The organism is Staphylococcus sp. IVB6214, assembly GCF_025558585.1.
Taxonomy (GTDB): domain Bacteria; phylum Bacillota; class Bacilli; order Staphylococcales; family Staphylococcaceae; genus Staphylococcus.
The window spans coordinates 1,246,947-1,267,210 of sequence record NZ_CP094723.1; the positions used below are offsets into that span (position 1 = coordinate 1,246,947).

General features: G+C 37.2%; 21 protein-coding genes and 1 other annotated feature. All 21 genes read right to left on the reverse strand.

Annotated features, from left to right (window positions below; all coding sequences use genetic code 11):
* Window positions 1-28: 28 nt before the first annotated feature.
* A complete protein-coding gene (locus MUA51_RS06080) occupies window positions 29-907 on the reverse strand; it encodes an N-acetylmuramoyl-L-alanine amidase family protein (protein ID WP_262558825.1) in 879 nt (292 codons plus the stop codon).
* Window positions 904-1,356, reverse strand: coding sequence for a D-aminoacyl-tRNA deacylase (gene dtd / locus MUA51_RS06085; protein ID WP_262558827.1), 453 nt, complete (start codon window positions 1,354-1,356; stop codon window positions 904-906). Before dtd ends, MUA51_RS06080 begins: the two co-directional genes overlap by 4 nt.
* Before the next feature lie 13 nt (window positions 1,357-1,369).
* Window positions 1,370-3,559, reverse strand: a complete 2,190-nt coding sequence (locus MUA51_RS06090; RefSeq protein ID WP_262558828.1) for a RelA/SpoT family protein — start codon at window positions 3,557-3,559, stop codon at window positions 1,370-1,372.
* A gap of 264 nt (window positions 3,560-3,823) precedes the next feature.
* Complete coding sequence (locus MUA51_RS06095) at window positions 3,824-4,342, reverse strand: adenine phosphoribosyltransferase (protein WP_262558830.1); 519 nt, start codon at window positions 4,340-4,342, stop codon at window positions 3,824-3,826.
* Window positions 4,343-4,352: 10 nt separating this feature from the next.
* Window positions 4,353-6,638, reverse strand: a complete 2,286-nt coding sequence (recJ, locus tag MUA51_RS06100) for a single-stranded-DNA-specific exonuclease RecJ (RefSeq protein WP_262558832.1) — start codon at window positions 6,636-6,638, stop codon at window positions 4,353-4,355.
* 99 nt (window positions 6,639-6,737) lie between these two features.
* Window positions 6,738-9,017, reverse strand: coding sequence for a protein translocase subunit SecDF (gene secDF / locus MUA51_RS06105; RefSeq protein ID WP_262558834.1), 2,280 nt, complete (start codon window positions 9,015-9,017; stop codon window positions 6,738-6,740).
* A 221-nt stretch (window positions 9,018-9,238) separates the two neighbouring features.
* Window positions 9,239-9,502 carry a preprotein translocase subunit YajC gene (gene yajC, locus MUA51_RS06110; protein WP_262558835.1) on the reverse strand — a complete coding sequence of 88 codons (264 nt, stop codon included), beginning with the start codon at window positions 9,500-9,502 and terminating at the stop codon, window positions 9,239-9,241.
* 14 nt (window positions 9,503-9,516) lie between these two features.
* Entirely contained in the window at window positions 9,517-10,656 is a 1,140-nt protein-coding gene (tgt, locus tag MUA51_RS06115) for a tRNA guanosine(34) transglycosylase Tgt (RefSeq protein ID WP_262558837.1), read from the reverse strand.
* Between the two features lie 17 nt (window positions 10,657-10,673).
* On the reverse strand, window positions 10,674-11,699 hold the full coding sequence (queA, locus tag MUA51_RS06120) for a tRNA preQ1(34) S-adenosylmethionine ribosyltransferase-isomerase QueA (protein WP_262558840.1): 1,026 nt from the start codon (window positions 11,697-11,699) through the stop codon (window positions 10,674-10,676).
* Window positions 11,700-11,711: 12 nt separating this feature from the next.
* Window positions 11,712-12,710 (reverse strand): Holliday junction branch migration DNA helicase RuvB, encoded by a 999-nt coding sequence (ruvB, locus tag MUA51_RS06125; protein ID WP_262558844.1) that lies wholly within the window; start codon window positions 12,708-12,710, stop codon window positions 11,712-11,714.
* Window positions 12,711-12,720: 10 nt separating this feature from the next.
* Window positions 12,721-13,320, reverse strand: a complete 600-nt coding sequence (gene ruvA, locus MUA51_RS06130; RefSeq protein WP_262558845.1) for a Holliday junction branch migration protein RuvA — start codon at window positions 13,318-13,320, stop codon at window positions 12,721-12,723.
* Between the two features lie 14 nt (window positions 13,321-13,334).
* Complete coding sequence (locus MUA51_RS06135) at window positions 13,335-13,778, reverse strand: ACT domain-containing protein (RefSeq protein WP_262558846.1); 444 nt, start codon at window positions 13,776-13,778, stop codon at window positions 13,335-13,337.
* A 23-nt stretch (window positions 13,779-13,801) separates the two neighbouring features.
* A complete protein-coding gene (gene obgE / locus MUA51_RS06140) occupies window positions 13,802-15,091 on the reverse strand; it encodes a GTPase ObgE (RefSeq protein ID WP_262558848.1) in 1,290 nt (429 codons plus the stop codon).
* 218 nt (window positions 15,092-15,309) lie between these two features.
* Entirely contained in the window at window positions 15,310-15,594 is a 285-nt protein-coding gene (rpmA, locus tag MUA51_RS06145) for a 50S ribosomal protein L27 (RefSeq protein ID WP_014613716.1), read from the reverse strand.
* A gap of 10 nt (window positions 15,595-15,604) precedes the next feature.
* A complete protein-coding gene (locus MUA51_RS06150) occupies window positions 15,605-15,925 on the reverse strand; it encodes a ribosomal-processing cysteine protease Prp (protein WP_262558875.1) in 321 nt (106 codons plus the stop codon).
* Window positions 15,926-15,928: 3 nt separating this feature from the next.
* A complete protein-coding gene (gene rplU, locus MUA51_RS06155) occupies window positions 15,929-16,237 on the reverse strand; it encodes a 50S ribosomal protein L21 (protein WP_044360228.1) in 309 nt (102 codons plus the stop codon).
* Window positions 16,238-16,248: 11 nt separating this feature from the next.
* Window positions 16,249-16,321 (reverse strand) — a sequence feature (ribosomal protein L21 leader region).
* 35 nt (window positions 16,322-16,356) lie between these two features.
* Window positions 16,357-16,875 (reverse strand): rod shape-determining protein MreD, encoded by a 519-nt coding sequence (mreD, locus tag MUA51_RS06160; RefSeq protein ID WP_262558881.1) that lies wholly within the window; start codon window positions 16,873-16,875, stop codon window positions 16,357-16,359.
* Window positions 16,872-17,708: a rod shape-determining protein MreC gene (mreC, locus tag MUA51_RS06165; RefSeq protein ID WP_262558883.1), complete on the reverse strand. Its 837-nt coding sequence runs from the start codon at window positions 17,706-17,708 to the stop codon at window positions 16,872-16,874. Before mreC ends, mreD begins: the two co-directional genes overlap by 4 nt.
* A 176-nt stretch (window positions 17,709-17,884) precedes the next feature.
* Complete coding sequence (locus MUA51_RS06170; RefSeq protein ID WP_262558884.1) at window positions 17,885-18,358, reverse strand: DUF4930 family protein; 474 nt, start codon at window positions 18,356-18,358, stop codon at window positions 17,885-17,887.
* A 424-nt stretch (window positions 18,359-18,782) separates the two neighbouring features.
* The gene (radC, locus tag MUA51_RS06175; RefSeq protein WP_262558886.1) at window positions 18,783-19,481 is read right to left on the reverse strand and encodes a RadC family protein; all 699 of its coding nucleotides are present in this window, start codon (window positions 19,479-19,481) and stop codon (window positions 18,783-18,785) included.
* The gene (locus tag MUA51_RS10880) at window positions 19,478-20,197 is read right to left on the reverse strand and encodes a prepilin peptidase (RefSeq protein ID WP_481906497.1); all 720 of its coding nucleotides are present in this window, start codon (window positions 20,195-20,197) and stop codon (window positions 19,478-19,480) included. Before MUA51_RS10880 ends, radC begins: the two co-directional genes overlap by 4 nt.
* Window positions 20,198-20,264 lie beyond the last annotated feature (67 nt).

The following is a 20,264-nucleotide window of genomic DNA, read 5'->3' on the forward strand; positions in this document are numbered from 1 at the left end:
CATAACTGTTTTATGGTCGTTTTTCAAGTTATTCATAAAGGAAATAATTTTTCAAGCCATCTACAATTGCTGTTTCAACAATATAACGATGGTTTTGATCGTTCATCAATATTTCATCAGTCGGATTACTGATATATCCTAATTCTAATAATACAGCTGGTTTTTTCGTTTGGCGCAACACTTGATAGTCTTCCTGTCTTGCACCACGATCAGATAACAATACTTTTTTCTGAATACTTGCATTTAATGTTTTCGCTAATGGGGCTTGTTTTTTATGAAAGTAATAGACAGTTGCACCATTTGCATTTTGTGACGCTAGTGCATCATTATGAATGCTAATAAAGACGTCTCCTTTTGCCTTGCGATCTTCCAGGCTTACAAACGTGTCATCTTTACGTGTCATTACCACTTTTGCGCCTTCTTTTTCTAACATTTTCTTCAGTTCTAGTCCTGTTTTCAAAGTGATATCTTTTTCATGTGAGTTTTTAGCAGTTTGACTAGATGCGCCATTATCTTTTCCACCATGTCCTGGATCAAGTACGATCGTTTTGTTCTTCAATGGTTTCAGATCAGGGTTCACATCTTCCTTGATATCAAGATTGGTATGCCAGCCAGCAATCCAACCCTTTTGATGATTTTTTGATGATATCACTTCAAGCCATTTGCCAGAACGTGATAACACTTTGAACGTATCACCCTTTTGTACATCATATATAATCGGATACCCAGCATTAGGGCCGGTGCGAATCTCAGCATTTTCCACTAAATGAACTTTGTCATCATCATGTGTCACCGTTAAAATAATCAAAACAATCAAAAATACAATCGCTAATAATGCTAACAATGTAAGATAGATACGCTTAGGATTCAACCTTCTTTGTATCAGCCATTGATTCAGCTTCATCATACAATCTTGCCATTTTCAGTTTCATAAATAATCGTGACAGGGCCATCGTTTTGTATGTCAATTAACATATCCGTTCCAAAGTCCCCTGTTTCGACATTGAGATTGAAGCTACGCAATGCATCATTGAACTTTTCATACAATGCATTTGCTTCATCAGGTGCCATTGCATTTGAAAATCCTGGGCGGTTTCCTTTTTTCACATCTGCATACAATGTAAATTGTGAAATAGACAATACTTCACCTTCAATTTGTTGCACATTTAAATTCAACTTTCCTGCTTCGTCTTCAAAAATACGCGCATTGGCTATTTTTTTTGCTAATACTTCTACATCTGCCATCGTATCACCTTGACCTACGCCAACGAGAAGACAGAGTCCTTGTGATATTTCATGATGAATTGAAGTATTCGTCACAGCGGCAGATTTTACACGTTGAACGACAATTTTCATTCTTAGTTCACTCCTAATTCCAAACTCGTGTTACCGTATAGATGTCTCCAAGTTGTTTGATTTTATCAGCAACTTTATATACTTCATGGACATTTTTAACCATAATACTTAAATTAATCACTGCATTTTTATCAATATCGGAGCGACCTGATACTTTAATTAGGTTACTCGATGTACTATTCACAGATTGTAATACTTCATTGAGCAAACCATTTCGATCGTAAGCCGTCACTTCAAGGTCCACTTGATATTTTTGTGCAGCATTTTTAGATTTGACCCATTCAACATCAATTAAACGTTCATTTTCATTTTGAATGTTAGGACAATCCGTACGATGGACTTTGATACCATGCCCTTTCGTAATATAGCCAAGTATTTTATCACCAGGTATTGGATTACAACATTTCGAGAGTTTAATCAATACGTTGTCTAAGCCTTCAACATATACACCCGAATCAGTCGTGATATGATCTTTGATAGGCACAGATTTGGTTACTTCTTGTGCTTGGTTCAATGCACGTTGCTTTTGTTCAATACGTATGCGTTCAGTCAATTTATTGACAATTTGTTGCGACGTGACACCACCAAAACCAACAGACGCATAGAGATCTGATTCATTAGCAAAGTTATATTTTTCATTCACAATTTTAAGATTGGCATCAGTTAAAACTTCATCCACTTTGAAGCCTTGTTCTTTAAGTTCTGCTTCAATCATAAACTTCCCTTTTTCAATATTAGATGAGCGGTCTTGTTTCTTGAAGAAGCCCTTAATTTTACTTTTCGCACTAGATGAGCGTACGATTTTTAACCAATCACGACTTGGTCCATATGAATGCTTGCTTGTACGAATCTCAACAATATCACCCGTTTGCAACACATAGTCTATCGGAACAATTTTGCCGTTGACTTTCGCACCTATCATTTTATTCCCTACTTCACTATGAATCGCATAAGCAAAATCAATTGGGACTGCGCCATAAGGCAATTCAATAACATCACTTGCTGGCGTAAATGCATAGACTTTATCGCTTTGTAAGTCAAATTTCAACGACTCAATAAACTCTTGAGCATCGCTGGATGTATGATCTGTCTCAGCGATGTCTTTTAACCAATTCAGTTTTTCATGATATTTTTCACTGTCTTGAGTTACTTGTTTTCCTTCTTTGTATGCCCAGTGTGCTGCAACACCGTGTTCAGCAATTTCATGCATTTCAAATGTACGAATTTGAATTTCAAGTGGGTCACCATTTGGACCTACTACGGTTGTATGCAAAGATTGATACATGTTTTGTTTAGGCATTGCAATATAATCTTTGAAACGGCCTGGCATCGGTTTCCAAAGTGTATGAACAAGTCCAAGAACAGCATAGCAATCTTTAATTGAATGAACAATAACTCGAACTGCTAACAAGTCGAATATTTGGTCGAATTGTTTTTTCTGTTTAACCATTTTTCGATAAATACTATAAATATGTTTTGGACGTCCATTGATTTCGCCATCAATACTCATAATATCCATCTCTTTGCGAATGTTGTGAATTGCATTTTGAATATATGCTTCACGTTCACTGCGCTTTTTATTCATCAAATTGACGATTCTGAAATATTGCACATTATCGATATAGCGTAAAGCGATATCTTCTAATTCCCACTTAATTGTATTAATCCCTAAGCGGTGTGCTAATGGCGCATATATTTCTAGTGTTTCTTTAGAGATACGGATTTGTTTTTCACGAGGCATCGCGCGTAGAGTTCTCATATTATGTAAGCGATCCGCAAGTTTAACTAAAATAACACGTACATCTTTTGCGATAGCAATAAATAATTTACGATGGTTTTCAGCTTGTTGTTCTTCTTTTGAACGGTATTTTACTTTTTTTAATTTGGTTACACCATCTACAATCGTTGCAATTTCAACGTTGAACATCTCTGCCACATCGTTGAACGTATAGGGTGTATCTTCTATAACATCATGTAGAAAACCCGCTACAATTGTCGGTCCATCGAGACGCATCTCAGTTAAAATCCCAGCGACTTGTATTGGATGCATGATATATGGTAAACCATTTTTACGAAATTGCCCTTCATGTGCTTCGTATGCTAAATGATAACTTTTTAGTACAAACGCATACTGTTCTTCACTAAGATATGTTTTTGCCTTGTAAAGAACCTCATCAGCACTATATGGATATTCGTTATTCAAGTGGACACCCCCAACAAAAATCAATATTAATTCTATCATACTACAAGCATTGCAATAATTGAACTATCTAACCTATCTTTTTAGTGGGGACTTTATGAAAATTCTTAGTTAAATTATGACATATTGGTTACCTGAAAAACTTAAAATTTTAAACCGTCAAATGTAAAAACCTTTCCATAGTTTACATAATATTTATATCGACCACTATGTTTGTTTTGATATTAAAAAAGTAGAATAGCCGTAGCCATTCCACTTCTTGAAAATCTATTCATCGTATGAGATGAGACACATAACATCGTAATCTTTAATCTTTTCAATACCCTTTAAGTACGAGAGTTCAATAATAAATGCAATTCCTGCTACAATACCGCCTTGTTGTTCAACAAGGTTAATTGCCGCTTCAATCGTCCCACCTGTTGCGAGTAAGTCATCTGTAATTAAGACACGTTGTCCGGGTTTGATTGCATCAGCATGCATTGTTAATACGTTGCTACCATATTCTAAGTCATATTCATAGCGAATGACTTCTCTAGGAAGCTTTCCTTCTTTGCGGACAGGTGCAAAGCCAATACCCATTGCATAAGCAACTGGACATCCGATAATGAAACCTCGTGCTTCAGGTCCCACGACAATGTCTACATTTTTTTCTTTTGCATATTTTACAATTTGGTCTGTCGCATAGCCATAAGCTTCACCATTGTCCATAATTGTCGTTATATCTTTAAAGCTCACGCCTTTTTGAGGCCAGTTTTGTACCTCAGAAACGTATTGTTTTAAATCCATCGATATCCTCCTAATTCGTGCGGGTCATCGTTACTTCAATCCATGTTTTAATCGCACTAAATTCATCATATAATAGATGTTTTTCAACTTCTAATCGTTGTATACGCGCTTGATAGATACGACTTGTTTCAATCGGTCGTTTATCAGATTGCTGTACAGGTTCAATTATACCATCTTTTTGAGTGATGAGACCTAAGTCTAGGAAAACTTTCAAGATAAATTTTAAGATATTTGGCTTAATATTTAAAAATTGACATAAAGACAGTCCATCTTGTGCAAGGTTGATATTGCCTTTTTGTAAGATTGCTTTATAACATTGTTTAAAAGTTGCCATTTGTGGCATCCCATCAAAATAAATAGATTGCGTGTGGTCAAACACGAGATATATTTGAGACGCATTAAGTTGTTGCAATGACGTTTCAATATATTCCATCGTTAAAGGAAGGTCTTTAAATACACACTTTTCATAGTTATCCGGAATCGTTTCCCCATAATAAAATTGATGGTCATTTTCTTTATCTCGACTTGGGTGTATAAAATGACACACATTCTTCTGATGTTCAAAAGATGGTAGTTTTTTATTTTTACTTCGATAATCTAATATTTGGCGTTCATTGCTTGCTAGATCAGACAATATGACTTGAGTTGAACGGTTACCATTCCATTCATTTATCTGAAGTTCACCAAGAACATCAATAGATTGTCCTGCCATTAATTCTGATGCGAGTTGCCCTTGATTCCAATAAAGTGCTTGTAAAAGTGTGCCATCAAACGTCAGTTTTAGATGATTTTGTTGCTGACCAATCGCCTTCGTTTGTTGCACTTGAAGTCCTGATAATTGGAATATTGGTTTATTAAATCCCATACCAAATGGTCTTAAACGTTGAATTGCTTGAATGTTATCCACTGTGACATCTTCTAAGTCCAATCGTGCATCAATATTCTTAGTCGGCTGTAATGACACGCCTTCAAACATTTTCTTCATCCAAATGTTCAAACTTTCACGCAATCTATCCACATGCTCAATCGACATCGTCAATCCAGCCGCCATGTGATGACCGCCAAACTTTTCAATGTAATCCTTTTGTATACTTAAAGCCTCGAACATCGATACTTGTTCAATACTACGTGCAGAGCCTTTTGCATGTCCTTTTTCATCATCGATATTCAGCACCATCGTTGGTAAATGGTACATTTCAACAATACGTGATGCAACGATACCGAGTACACCTTCATGCCATCCTTCTTGTGCAAGCACTAGAAACTGATCCCCACGTTCAACATAACTTGCTGCCATTTGTAATGCTTCCTCTGCAATCGTCTGCACAATTTCTTTACGTTCTACGTTAAAATGTTCAACTTGTTCTGCGAGAAATAACGCATCCTCATACTCGTCAGCCATTAAAAGTTCAGCTGCTAACCCCGCATCATCTAATCGACCTACCGCATTCAAACGAGGCCCAATTAAGAAGCCAATCGTTTCTTCAGTCACTTGGTCGCTATACTTGGCTTGTTCTAACAATGCTGAGATTGAAGGTGGCATTGTTTCATTTAATACCTTCAAACCTTTTTTCACAATTGTTCTATTCTCATCGTTTAATGGCACAAGGTCTGCCACTGTTCCAATCGCTGCCAAGCCCCAATAAGCATCGGGCATTTCACTTCCAAGTAAGACGCTCGCCACTTTTAACGCAACGCCAGCACCACATAAATAGGGACATGGATAGGCATAGTCATCATGCATTGGGTGTACAATTGCATAAGCATTCGGCAATGTAGGTCCCACCTCATGGTGATCTGTTACAATCACATCCACACCTTGCTGTTGTACAAGCTCAATTTCATGGTGACCTTGAATCCCGTTATCAACGGTAATAATGAGAGAAACCCCTTCATCCACTGCATTTTGAAATGCTGCTTCACTTGGCCCATACCCTTCTGTAAAGCGATTCGGAATATACCAGCCGACGGTCGCACCTATTTTACGTAATGCATCAACCATGATTGTTGTAGAAGTGACACCATCCGCATCATAATCACCATATACGAGAATGGCTTCATTATTAGCGACGGCTTGTCGAATTCGTGCAATTGCACGGTCGATGTCACTCAACATTTTTGGATCGTGAATATTTGTTTCATCATTTAACAATGCAGACAACTCAGATTCTGAAACAATTCCTTTACCTTCCAAGATTCTTTGCATAATCGGTGTAATATTAAATTTTTGTATTAATGACGCATCTATTTCTTGCTTTTTTTCATTATGACACCATTGGAATTTGGATTTTATCATGATTATATCCCTCTTTTCACAACCCGTATTATATCTAAAAATTGCCCAAATAAAAAGGTATGTGTTATCGACTAAAATAACACATACCTCATATAAAGATTATACTAATACTTTTTCTTCATTTGTACGTTTGCGTTTATAAACAACAAGCTTATGATTGTCTGATTTACGTAGCTCACGTTTCTTTAAAATACCCCATAACGGAACGGCTGTAAAGATCGATGAATACACACCAGATACTAACCCGATTAATAACGCTAATGAGAAGTTGAAGATACTTGATGCACCAAAGATTAACAATGCAACTACAACGACAACAACCGTCAATACGGTATTAATAGAGCGAGTTAATGTTTGACGAATAGAACTGTTCACAATGTAATCGATTTGTTCTTCCTTCGTGATCACTTTAACATTCGCTAACATCTCACGGACACGGTCAAATGTAACGATCGTATCGTTGATTGAGTAACCGATGATTGTAAGGACCGCTGCAATGAATGTAATATCCACTTCTAAACGCAATAAGCTAAATACAGCGATAATCATAAACGCATCATGTAATAACGAAATAATCGATGAAATACCCATACGCCATTCGAAACGCAATGTGATATATATAATCATACCTATTGATGCAAGTATAACCGCCAACATCGCATTTTTCGCTAATTCTTGACCGATTGTTGGTGAAACTGTGTTCACTGACGGATCTGCTTTGTATGCTTTATTCAACGTATCTTTCAAGGTAGAAATTTCTTCTTTTGTCAAATCATGCTTATACTGCATGGACGCATTTTGATCCTTGTCTCCACCAATTGACATTTGGTTTGGTTTCAAGTCAATATCTTCCATCTTCTTCTCAACTTGTGCTTGTTTTAATGGTTGATCAGACTGGAAGTCCACACGTGTACCTGATGTAAAATCGATTCCTAAATTCAACTTGAAAATAGAAATGATCACGATACCGGCAACGATAATCATACCACTCAAGGCAAATAAAGGTTTGGCAACCTTCATAAAGTCAATTTTGTCATATGGTGTATGAAGGTCCGGCACGTCGTAGCCTTCGTTAATATCATGAATGTCTTTCTTCTTCACACCGAACAACCACATTTTCTTCTTGAAGAAGTTTGAATGCACAAGTAACGATAACAGGATACGTGTTAAGAATACTGCTGTAACGAAACTCATTAGGATCGCAAGCAAGAGCATCGTTGCGAAACCTTTTACTGAACTTTCACCGAAGAAGAATAGAACGGTTGCTGCCAATACGGTTGTTAAGTTAGCATCCAAAATCGTAATGAAGGAACTTTTGTTCGCACGTTTGTACGCTTGTTTCAATGTTCGTCCAATACGAATCTCATCTTTAATACGTTCATACATAATGATGTTGGCATCTACTGCCATACCTACACCTAATACAAGGGCTGCTAAACCTGGAAGTGTCAGCACACCACCGATGAAGTTGAAGGCAACCATTGTTAAGTAGATGTACGTTGTTAATGTAATCACCGCAATCGCACCAGGAATGTGGTAGAACAATAACATAAAGGCAAAGATAATTCCGATACCAAGTACTGATGCAAAGATTGTTTTATCTAACGCATCTTGACCGAATTGTGCCCCAACTGATGTTGAGTAGATTTCTTTTAAGTCAACTGGCAATGAACCAGAATTCAGAAGATCGGCAATTTGTTTCGCTTCTGCAATGCCATCTTCACCTTGGAATCCACCAGAAATTTCAACACTTTCTGAGTCGATTGCTTGTTCAACAGATGCCGCTGAAATATATTTTGGATCTTCTTTCGTCTTTTCGTCTTGGTAACTATCTCCTTTTTGGAAATCTAACCAAACAACCATGACATTCTCATCTTTTTCAGAGATTTCTTGTGTCACACGTGCAAATTTTTTGCTGTCTTTTAACTTAAACGTCACAGCAGGTGCATTTGTATTCTGTTTGAATTCTTGTTTTGCAGAACCTTGCACTAAATCTTTACCCGTTAATAACACTTTGTCATCTGAATCACGAATTGTTAAATTGGCTTGTGAAGATAAAATTTTACGTGCTTGCGATTGGTCTTTGACTCCCGCCAATTGAACACGTATACGGTTTTTATCTTCCACTTGAATTTTTGGTTCTGAGACACCGAGTACGTTGACACGTCTTTCTAATGTTTTGGCAGTTGATTCCACTGCTGTACTATCAATTTTATCCCCTTTTTCCAAAGGATTAACTTGATAGAGCACTTCGAAACCACCCTGTAAGTCAAGTCCTAGGCTAACATCTTTGATTACACTTTTGTATGTTGTTGCCATCATGCCGAATAGCAATGCAACTAATACGAAAAAGGCAACCAACCTACTTGCTTTTTTCACATAAACACCTCTTTTATTGTTGTTTCATAGTTAACACTTTAATATAACCTATGTAGAAAAAGGGTTAATGCAACATGACGTTGTGTAAGTCTAACTATTAATCTTTACTATCATATCAAATTCATGCGGATTCGTAAAAACTTTGTCCGCATGATGATTCAGCGCAAAAACGATACAAGCTGGAGCAAATAATATTGCCCCAGCTGTGCTTAGATCTACTTTTATGATGGGTCAACTTGTTTAATCGCTTGCTTCTCAAAAGTAAGCTCAGTGCCTTTACCATTCACTGTAATGACTGCTGTTGTTTCATCAACAGCACGAACAGTTCCTTTGATGCCGCCGATAGTTGTTACACGTTGACCTGATTGTAATTGTTCTACCATTTCGCGATGCTCTTTTGCACGCTTTTGCTGTGGACGGATCATTAAGAACCACATAACAACAAACAGCAATATAAGTGGTAATAAACTAATAAGTGATGACATAATTTAACTCCTATCTAGAAATTTTTCGGATTTTCAACATTTAGACCATATTGTTCAAAAAATTCTTCTTTAAAATCTAAAAGACGATCTTCTCGAATGGCTTGTCTAATGTTCTCCATTAATTTTAACAGAAAATGTAAGTTGTGATAAGTAGTTAGGCGTATACCGAATGTTTCATCTGCTTTGATCAAATGACGGAGATACGCACGTGTGTAATTTTTACATGTATAACAATCACAATTTTCATCTAACGGTCTAAAATCATCTTTAAATTGGGCATTTTTCACGACTAAACGTCCATGTGACGTCATACATGTTCCGTTACGTGCAATACGTGTTGGTAATACACAGTCAAACATGTCCATTCCACGAATACTACATTCAATCAATGCATCAGGAGAACCAACTCCCATCAGATAACGTGGTTTGTCTTCTGGCATATATTGAACAGTATGCTCAACCATATCATACATCACGGGTTTAGGTTCGCCGACTGACAAGCCACCAATCGCATATCCCGGGAAGTCAAGCGCAACTAATGCTTCAGCTGACTGTTGACGAAGATCTTTGTATTCGCCACCTTGAATAATACCAAATAAAGCTTGGTCTTCTGGACGTTGATGTGCCTTTTTACAACGCTCAGCCCATCTCGTCGTACGCTCTAATGAGTTTTTGACATAATCGTACTCTGCTGGCATAGGCGGGCATTCATCAAAAGCCATAATGATATCTGATCCTAAGTCATTTTGAATTTTAATAGAATCTTCTGGTGATAAGAAAAGTTTTGAACCATTCGTATGATGACGGAATTCAACACCTTCTTCTGTAATCTTTCGTAAGTTACTTAAACTAAAGACTTGGAAACCACCTGAATCTGTTAGAATCGGCCCATCCCAGTTCATAAACTTATGCAGTCCGCCTGCTTGCTTCACAATATCGTTGCCCGGTTGCAACCATAAATGATATGTATTACCGAGCAAAATTTTCGTATTCATTTGTTTTAATTCTTCAGGGCTCATCGTTTTAACCGTTGCTTTTGTACCGACTGGCATAAACATCGGTGTTTCAAATGACCCGTGTGGGGTGTGAACAATACCAAGTCGTGCACCTGATTGCTTACACGTTTTAATATGTTCATATGTCACTGCTGGCATCATGTTCTCTCCTATCATTAAATAATAATCATCGCATCTCCAAAACTAAAGAAGCGGTATGATTCTTTGACTGCATGTTTATATGCATCCAATACAAATTGACGTGTACTAAATGCTGACACAAGCATCACAAGTGTTGATTTCGGCAAATGGAAGTTTGTAATTTGCCCATCAACTGCTTTGAATTCAAAACCAGGATAGATAAAAATATCTGTCCATCCACTTGTCGCTACAAATTGCGTATGATCTCGACGAATTGTCTCAAGTGTTCGTGTCGAAGTGGTTCCGACTGATATAATACGATGGCCTTCTGCTTTTGTTTGATTCAAAAGATCAGCAGTTTCTTGAGACATCATATAGTACTCACTATGCATCTCGTGATCATCGATATTATCAACACTCACAGGACGGAAAGTTCCCAAGCCTACATGAAGTGTGACAAACGCTAATCGAACTCCCATGTCTTGCAATTCTTGGAGTAAACTGTCTGTAAAATGCAATCCTGCCGTTGGGGCAGCAGCCGATCCTGTTTCTTTTGCATAAACAGTCTGATAGCGATCTTTATCCTCTAAACGTTCTTTGATATAAGGTGGTAGTGGCATCTCACCTAACTCATCCAAGCGTTCTTGTAAGATACCCTCGTACTCTAAGCGCATGATGCGTCCACCTTGATCTAATGTATCAACGCATGTAGCAATAATCTTGCCGTCACCGAAACTGAGAGATTGACCAACTTTGATTCGTTTTGCAGGTTTCAACAAAACTTCCCAGTCATTACCTTCTACTTGATTGAGCATCAACATTTCAACTTGTGCGTTTGTTTCAACTTTAACACCGAACAAGCGCGCAGGCATTACTTTCGTATCATTCAAGACAAGTGTATCGCCCGGTTTGAAAAACTTTGTAATATCTTTAAAATGTAAATCTTCAACCGCACCTGTCTGTTTATCCAAATGTAATAATCGGCTTGTATCTCGATCTTTCAATGGGGTCTGGGCGATTAAAGATTCTGGTAAATCATAATCAAATGCTTCTATATTCAACGTGCAAACTCCTCACTTTTGTCCATAATTGAAATGCTCATAGGCGAATGGTGTTGCCTTTCTACCACGTGGGGTGCGCTCTAGAAAACCCTTTTGTATGAGAAATGGTTCATACACATCTTCTATCGTGACACGTTCTTCTCCGATAGATACCGCAATCGTATCCAAGCCGACTGGTCCACCATTGTATTGTTCTATAATACAAGCCATCATTTTATGATCAATGTAATCTAGACCTTGATCATCTACTTGTAGTAATTGCAGTGCATGTTTTGTTGTATCAATATAAATCATGTCATCTTGATTCACTTGTTGGAAGTCTCGGATTCGCTTCAACAAGCGATTTGCTATTCTTGGCGTGCCACGACTACGTCTCGCAATTTCGAATGCACTTTCTTTATCTATTGATGTACCAAGCACTTCAGCTGTACGCATAATAATATGTTGAAGATCCGTCTCGCTATAATACTCGAGTCTTAAATGCACACCGAAGCGGTCTCTTAACGGTCCTGTTAAGCTGCCTGCACGTGTTGTTGCGCCTACTAATGTAAAAGGCGGCAAATCTATACGAATACTGCGCGCCTCTTCCCCTTTACCCACGACAATGTCTAAGAAAAAGTCTTCCATCGCAGGATATAGTACTTCTTCAACAACACTACTCAATCGATGTATTTCATCAATAAATAGTACATCACCGGGTTGTAGGTTCGTTAAAATAGCTGCAAGGTCTCCGGGGCGTTCAATTGAAGGACCTGACACGGTACGCATATTGACGCCCATCTCATTTGCAATAATATGTGACAACGTTGTTTTACCAAGACCGGGTGGCCCAAATAATAATACGTGGTCTAACGGCTCTTCACGAAGCTTTGCCGCTTGAATAAATACTTCCAAGTTAGACTTAATTGCCGATTGTCCAATATACTGACGTAAATATTCAGGTCGCAATGACAGCTCTATATCATCATCAAATGTATTCTCGTGTCCATCCATCATACGGTCATGCTCCATAACGTACCTCCTAACCAATCAATTGCTTTAAGCCAAACTTAACAGCCTCGTCAACTGATTCAAAGGCTTCTTTGTGCATTGCTTTTTCAACTTTTTGTAACTCTCGCTTAGAATAACCTAACGCATCCAGTGCGAGCAAGGCATCTTTATAAATATGTTCATTTTCGTTTGATTCCACTGCGAATAAGCCACTTTCAACGGGTGTATCTACTGTAACTTTACCTTTGAGATCCAAAATGATTTGACGTGCAGTTTTCTTACCAATACCTGGAAACTGTGTCAAATAAGCATCATCTTCTTGTTCGATAGCACGTTTCACTTGTGCTGGTGCGCTCGCTGCTAAAATGGCTAATGCAGATTTGGGCCCGATGCCTGTCACCTTAATCAAGCTCAAAAACATCGTCTTTTCTTCTTGGTTGATGAAGCCATATAGCAATTGCGCATCTTCTCTAACAATGAGAGAGGTGTATACGATCACTTGTTGATGTAGTTGACTCTGGAAACGATAAGAATTCGGTGTTTGAATTTCATAACCGATACCAGATGACGTCTCAACAACAATGTGTGAAGGTTGTAGCTCTGTTACTGTACCACGTATATATGCATACATACTCATTCTTCTCCTTACGTATTCATCCCGATAATATCTACGTTATAAACATAGTCTATTTGCCGTAACTCATTGATAATTTCATAAGCAGTTAGCGTTGCTTTACTTGCATTCAGCGACAAAGTAATTGACGCTTTTTCATCAATTGGGACGCTTTGATGTATCGTTAATACCGAAAAATTTAACGATGACAATTTCTCTAATATATGTGCTAAAATCCCGACTTTATCATTCACATATAATATGATTGTAAATGCTTCAAGATTTTGTTTCATATCTTCTAAAGGGAAAATCGTATCTCTATATTTATAAAAAGCACTGCGGGAACAATCATGTAAAACAACTGCTTCCTGTACCGTCATTGCAGGATTCTCCTTGAGTGATGCTTTTACCTTTAATACTTTTTCAACAACAAGCGGCAATACATCTTCCCGAATTAAATAAAATTTAGATGTCATTCGATCTCCCCCTTTGTAGATTGTTACTCTACAAACTCAAATTCACCGCCAAGAATTCGGACAATGTCTCCATTCTCAGCACCTCTTTCACGCAATGCATCATCGATTCCCATCGAACGCATTTGACGTGCAAATCGACGAACAGCTGGATCACTATTGAAGTCAGTCATCTTGAACATACGCTCAATCGCATTACCACTCACAACATAAGCACCATCATCATCTCGTGTAATGACAAACTTATCTTGTGAAGGTGTATGTTTATATAACACACGATTTGTTTCATCTGCCGTCTCTTCTTCATTAAAATCAATATCTTTCACTTCTTCAAGTGTGTTCGCAATCGTATATAGAAGCTGATCAATATTTTCACGTGTATACGACGAAATCGGTACAACTGGTGTATCTGGACCCAATTGTTCTTTGAAAAGTTCCAACTGTTCAGCCGCTTCCGGAATATCCATCTTATTCGCAACAATAATTTGCGGTCTATCTTCTAAACGCTGTTGATATGCTTTGAGTTCGTGATTAATCGTTTGATAATCTTCGTAAGGATCTCTGCCTTCCATCCCACTCATATCGATTACGTGTACAATGACTTTTGTTCGTTCAACGTGACGTAAAAATTGGTGACCAAGTCCGACTCCTTCAGATGCACCTTCAATCAGACCTGGCAAATCTGCCAACACAAAGCTTCGTTGATCAGGTGTTACTACAACACCTAAATTAGGTTGAATTGTCGTAAAATGATACGCACCAATTTTTGGTTTTGCCTTTGAGACAATCGATAACAATGTCGACTTACCAACACTCGGGAAGCCAACTAAGCCAACATCTGCTAAAAGTTTTAATTCAAGCACAACTTCTAACTCTTCGCCCGGTTCACCGTTCTCACTGAAATCTGGTGCAGGGTTTTTAGGGGTCGCAAAACGTGAGTTCCCTCTACCTCCACGACCACCTTTTGCTATCACTGCACGTTGTCCGTGTTCTACTAAGTCAGCTAACGTTTGTTCCGATTCAACATCCTTTACAATGGTACCTGGTGGCACTTTTAGAACGAGGTCTTCCGCATTTTTACCATGCATATTACTACTCTGCCCGTTTTCACCTTTTTTCGCTTTGAATTGACGTTGATATCTAAAATCCATTAATGTTCTTAAACCTTCATCCACTTCAAAGACGACTGATGCGCCACGGCCGCCATCGCCTCCAGCAGGACCGCCGAATGGGACATATTTTTCACGACGGTAAGCGGTAATACCGTTCCCACCATCACCTGCTTTTAAAAATATTTTAACTTGATCGACAAACATCTCATTCACCTCTTTTACTATTATTTATTTCGATGCACATTAAGCTGAGACATCATCAATTATGTTTATGTCATTTTGTATGAGTGTCTCCACACAAGCCAGGACACACTTTCTTATTATTTTATGATAAATGTCTACGATATAAAAACAATATCTATTAAAATCCGACCTAATAAATAAACACCAGAAGTTACCTTCTGGTGTTAAATGTCGACAGATTATTCAGCAACTGCGTATACAGATACTTGTTTTTTGTCGCGACCTTTACGTTCAAATTTAACAACGCCGTCGATTTTAGCGAATAATGTATCATCGCCACCTCGACCTACGTTTTCACCTGGGTAAATCTTTGTTCCACGTTGGCGGAATAAGATTGAACCACCTGTAACAAATTGTCCGTCAGCACGTTTAGCACCAAGACGTTTTGATTCAGAGTCACGTCCGTTCTTTGTAGAACTTACCCCTTTTTTAGATGCGAAAAATTGTAAGTTTAATTTAAGCATGAGTTACACCTCACTTTAGATTTAGTTTAATAAAATCACTGTATTCGTCTTCAATTGTTTGTAGAGATACGAGCATCGCTTGTAAAATAAGCTGTGCTTGTTCATTTTTTGTATCAACACTTCTTACATGAAAATAGCCACCATCGTCCGAATAATCAATATCAGGTCTTTCTGATGTTAAACCCATAATCGCATTGACACTACCGAAAAGTACTGCTGATGCACCTGCACAAACAATATCTTGTCCATGTTCTGCAAAATCAGCATGTCCATCCATTACGAAATCAGTAATATGACCTTCTTCATTTAACGAGATATCTACATGAATCATATATTAAGCGTTAATTTTTTCAATCGTAAGCTTAGTATAAGGCTGACGATGACCTTTTTTGCGTTTAGAGTCTTTACGACGACGGTATGTGAATACTGTAATTTTTTTACCGCGACCTTGTTTGTTAACTGTCGCTGTAACTGTTGCACCTTCAACTGTTGGCGCACCAACTTTAACAGCATCTCCACCTACAAAAAGAACTTTATCAAAAGTGAAAGTGTCACCTTCGTTTACGTCTAATTTCTCAACATAAATCTCTTGGCCTTCTTCAACTTTGATTTGTTTTCCACCTGTTTCGATAATAGCAAACATACTTTGCACCTCCTATTTTTAAGTCACGCCATATATAGGTGACATTATGTTCTTAAACCTATATTTGAGCGGTTGTATGTAGCTATAAACTACTCAACTATTGCATCATATCACTCTGATTATTTGATGTCAATACTTGTGTTTACTTTTGTACGTCTATCCATCAATAAGTATATTACGATTAGTAATAATCCATTCATCAAAACAGTCGGTATAATTCTTAATAGTAGGAATGGTAACATATGAAATGAAATAAAACCTAGCATATTGTAAACTGCGACTACAAATATTTCTAGAAAAATCATACCTAACAGAATCATACAGTAAACCATTGTATGATCTCGATAAAATGGCTTCAAAAATTTGTCAGCAATTAAAATTGAAATTAAATAACCAAATAAGTACAATCCATATATCTGCCCAAAGTACAAATCTTGCATGATTCCTAATAAAAGACCCATGACAAGTGCCGTACTCGTGTTTCGATAAACCGTCATCAACATCAGCATTAAAAATACTAGGTGTGGTACGAGAATGAATTTGACTTGTCCGATTGTAATAGGTGATAAAAAAGCGAGTAACGTATCCAAATAGAAACATAATAATGCTCCTAGTACATATATCAATGCCTTTCTCACTTATCTACGCCTCCATCATCTGTGATAGTTTTAGGGTCCCTTTTAGCCACATAGACATGAAGCATTTGATTCAAGTTCGCACCTGTCTTAATCGAGACTTGTTTTGACAGACCATACTGATCGTTATGTACCTTCTCAACTTCCCCTACATAGAGTCCTTTTGGTAATTGATCTCCCAATCCACTCGTTACAACTTTGTCGCCCTTTTCAACTTTTTCTTTATTGTCGATATCACTAATGACGAGTCGATTATTCTTTTCATCATAATGGTCGATAAGACCGAATACCTCATTGTCTCCATGCATAACATTAACAGAAAGACGATTTAGTCGACCTTTTGTTGATACAAGGTTCACTTGTGAAGAAAACTGATTCACTTTTGTGACTTGACCGACTAAGCCATCTGTTGTCATAACAGCCATATCAGGCTTAATACCATCTTTGGCACCTTTGTCTAAGACGAGTGAATTCATCCACTGATCGGGTTGACGTGCAATGACCGCAGCTGAAACAGGCTCATACTCAGATATATCCTTGATATCAAGTTCTTTCTTTAACTTCTTATTTTCTGCTTGCAATCGTTGATTTTCAGCTTCTAGTTGCTTTGTTTGATTCGTCGCAGGTTGTCTGTCGCTAAGCAAGTTTGTGATTGAGCCAGTGACAAAATGCACTGGGTAAGAGAACACACGCTGTCCGAATGAAGTCGTATCACTCACGTATTGTTCAGGTACTGATTGTACATTGGATCTAATAGACAAGCCAATTAAACCGATAAATAAAATTACTGCACAAAACAACACTACAAGTTTGTTGTTTCTAAAAAAATTGGACAACCTCAACACCTCAAGTTACATGTATTTGTTTGTATCTATCTATTTTATATCAGTCTTTTTGTTAAATAAAGTATCAAACGCACATTTGTTTCATCAATATATTGAAAATATTTGTTAGATAAGCATTTTCTTTCTATAAAAATAGACGAACTTGACTAATAGTTTCGCACTGCTTGTTATTTCGTTCGATCATCATTTGTTTGAAAAGACGCAATTGGTTGTAATTCAAGTTGATGACCTAATTGATATAAATCATATTGCATATCGAGTTCTGTTGTATATACACGCATCTTGTCATCACCAAAATGGTATAAAATAAAACGTGAATTTTGTTCAGCGATTAGATAAGCATCATCATACGCCATTTTTTGTAATTCATTTACTTGCATAAATTCATACTTATCAATCCAGTCGAAAATTTGACGACTTCTGCTTTTAGGTACATTTCGAAACAAATCATTGTCTTCTACAACATAAGTTTCCCCTAGCGCAGGGACAGCATATCCTGATTCATCAATTGCTTGTGTCATGCCAGATTGATTGAAAGGATTCCATGCTTGATCTTTGACACTCGGTAAAAATTTCAATGATGTAACGATAAGCGCAATGATTAACAATAACAGCACAAAACCTTTTATGACCTTTGTCATATACTGATATCCCTCTCTTTTAACTACTTATTTTTGCATAGGCCGAATCAATAAAGGTATGTAGGCTTAAAATTGTAAACTCACCCAACTATACATACTGCTTTATTATATCCTACCTATACTTTTACTGCATCCTACTAAGGTACGAGTCTATACAATGCTGAAGTAGGATGTCTAGATTTTGCGTATCGTGTACAATATAGTTAAAGGAGGTAATCAAATCATGAGTTGGCTTACAATATTTTTAATTATATTATTGGTTGTGTTTATTGTGCGCTTTAGCTTCACATTATTAAGATGGACTTTTAAGCTTGGGTGCTTCTTATTACTTATATATTTAGGTTACCAACTATTTTTATGGATGATGCAATACTTGTAATAATATGAGATGAATGGAATGATGTGTGTTCTCGACACTGTACCATCATCTCTTTTGTTGTTTTTCGGTGTCGAAATCACTCATAATGGATACAAATTGATGGTCTCCAATAATAATATGATCCAGCACATCAATCCCCATAGCTTCTCCACAAGCCACTAAACGTTCGGTCGTTTTAATATCTGCCTGTGAAGGTGTTGGATCTCCAGAAGGATGATTATGAACGACAATCATCGCATGGGCAGACCACTTCACCGCTTCTTTAAAAATTTCTCTCGGATGAATAATTGCACTATTCAATGTGCCGATGAATATCGTCTTCTGATGTATAACTTGAAGCTTTGTGTTAAGCAATAACACAACAAAGTGCTCTTGTGTATATCCACTCATTAAGTGATACATTTTTTCTGCAATTTGTTCTGGTTCTTCTATTGGTTCAGAAAGATTAAGAAACCTTTCTTGATGTGCACGTCCACCTAGTTCAAAAGCTGCCATCAATGTAATTGCTTTATTGACTCCAATTCCTTTCATCGATGTGAGTTCTACGATAGTTAAAGCTTTTAATTGTTCTAATGTTTGATATGTACTTAATAATTGTGATGCTAATTGCAAGCTTGAACACCCCAAATGCCCCGTATTCAACAAAATTGCAATTAATTCGGTATTTGACAATGCCGACGCACCTTGTGCCATCAAGCGCTCTTTCGGTTTTTCTTGAACACATAATTCATAAATTTGACTCATATAATACCTCCTAACAAAGCTAACAACGTGGGATATAAGAAAACAACGACATTAAAACTGAGATATATCGCTGGAACAAGCGGATAATATGGGGGATGAAATAATCGACTATAATATAGAAAAGGAAATAGTATCAAACCAATAGGGAATGTTAACCAGATGACAAAAAGGACAAATGAAGGGGGTAACAAAATTGATAATATCATCATTAATTTAAAGTCACCCATACCAATATAATGATGTAAGCAAAGACTACATAGAAATAAAGTGCCAAAAAAAACAAAGTGAATTAAGGTGAATGTCGATATTCCAGTAAAAAAGAATGAACACGTGAATAATAAAAAGAGAAATCGATGTGGAACGATAAGATTTCGTATATCTTGTAACGTAAGTACAAGTAACAGGAAACTCATCGTATAAAATTGTATTGTATTCAAATATAGTGTCGTATAAATAGGCAAAATGACAATAAGGCCACCGGTTACTTCAGCTATAAACAAGTCTTTTGGTATAGGTGTATAGCAGTGACGACAACGCCCTTTCAACATCATAAAGCTAAAAATTGGTATGATGTCATGCCAAGCCAGTTGTTGCCCGCATGTCTGACAACATGAACGTGAACATAACTGATGTATTGAAAGATGGCGTATATCTGCCAATTGCATCAGAAAACTCATCAGTGTACTACCAAGAAGAAACAACAACAAAATGCGCATATGATTCCTCCATGTCAATTGAATTGTTGACTATTATAATGTGCACGGCAAGTATCGTCAAATTGAT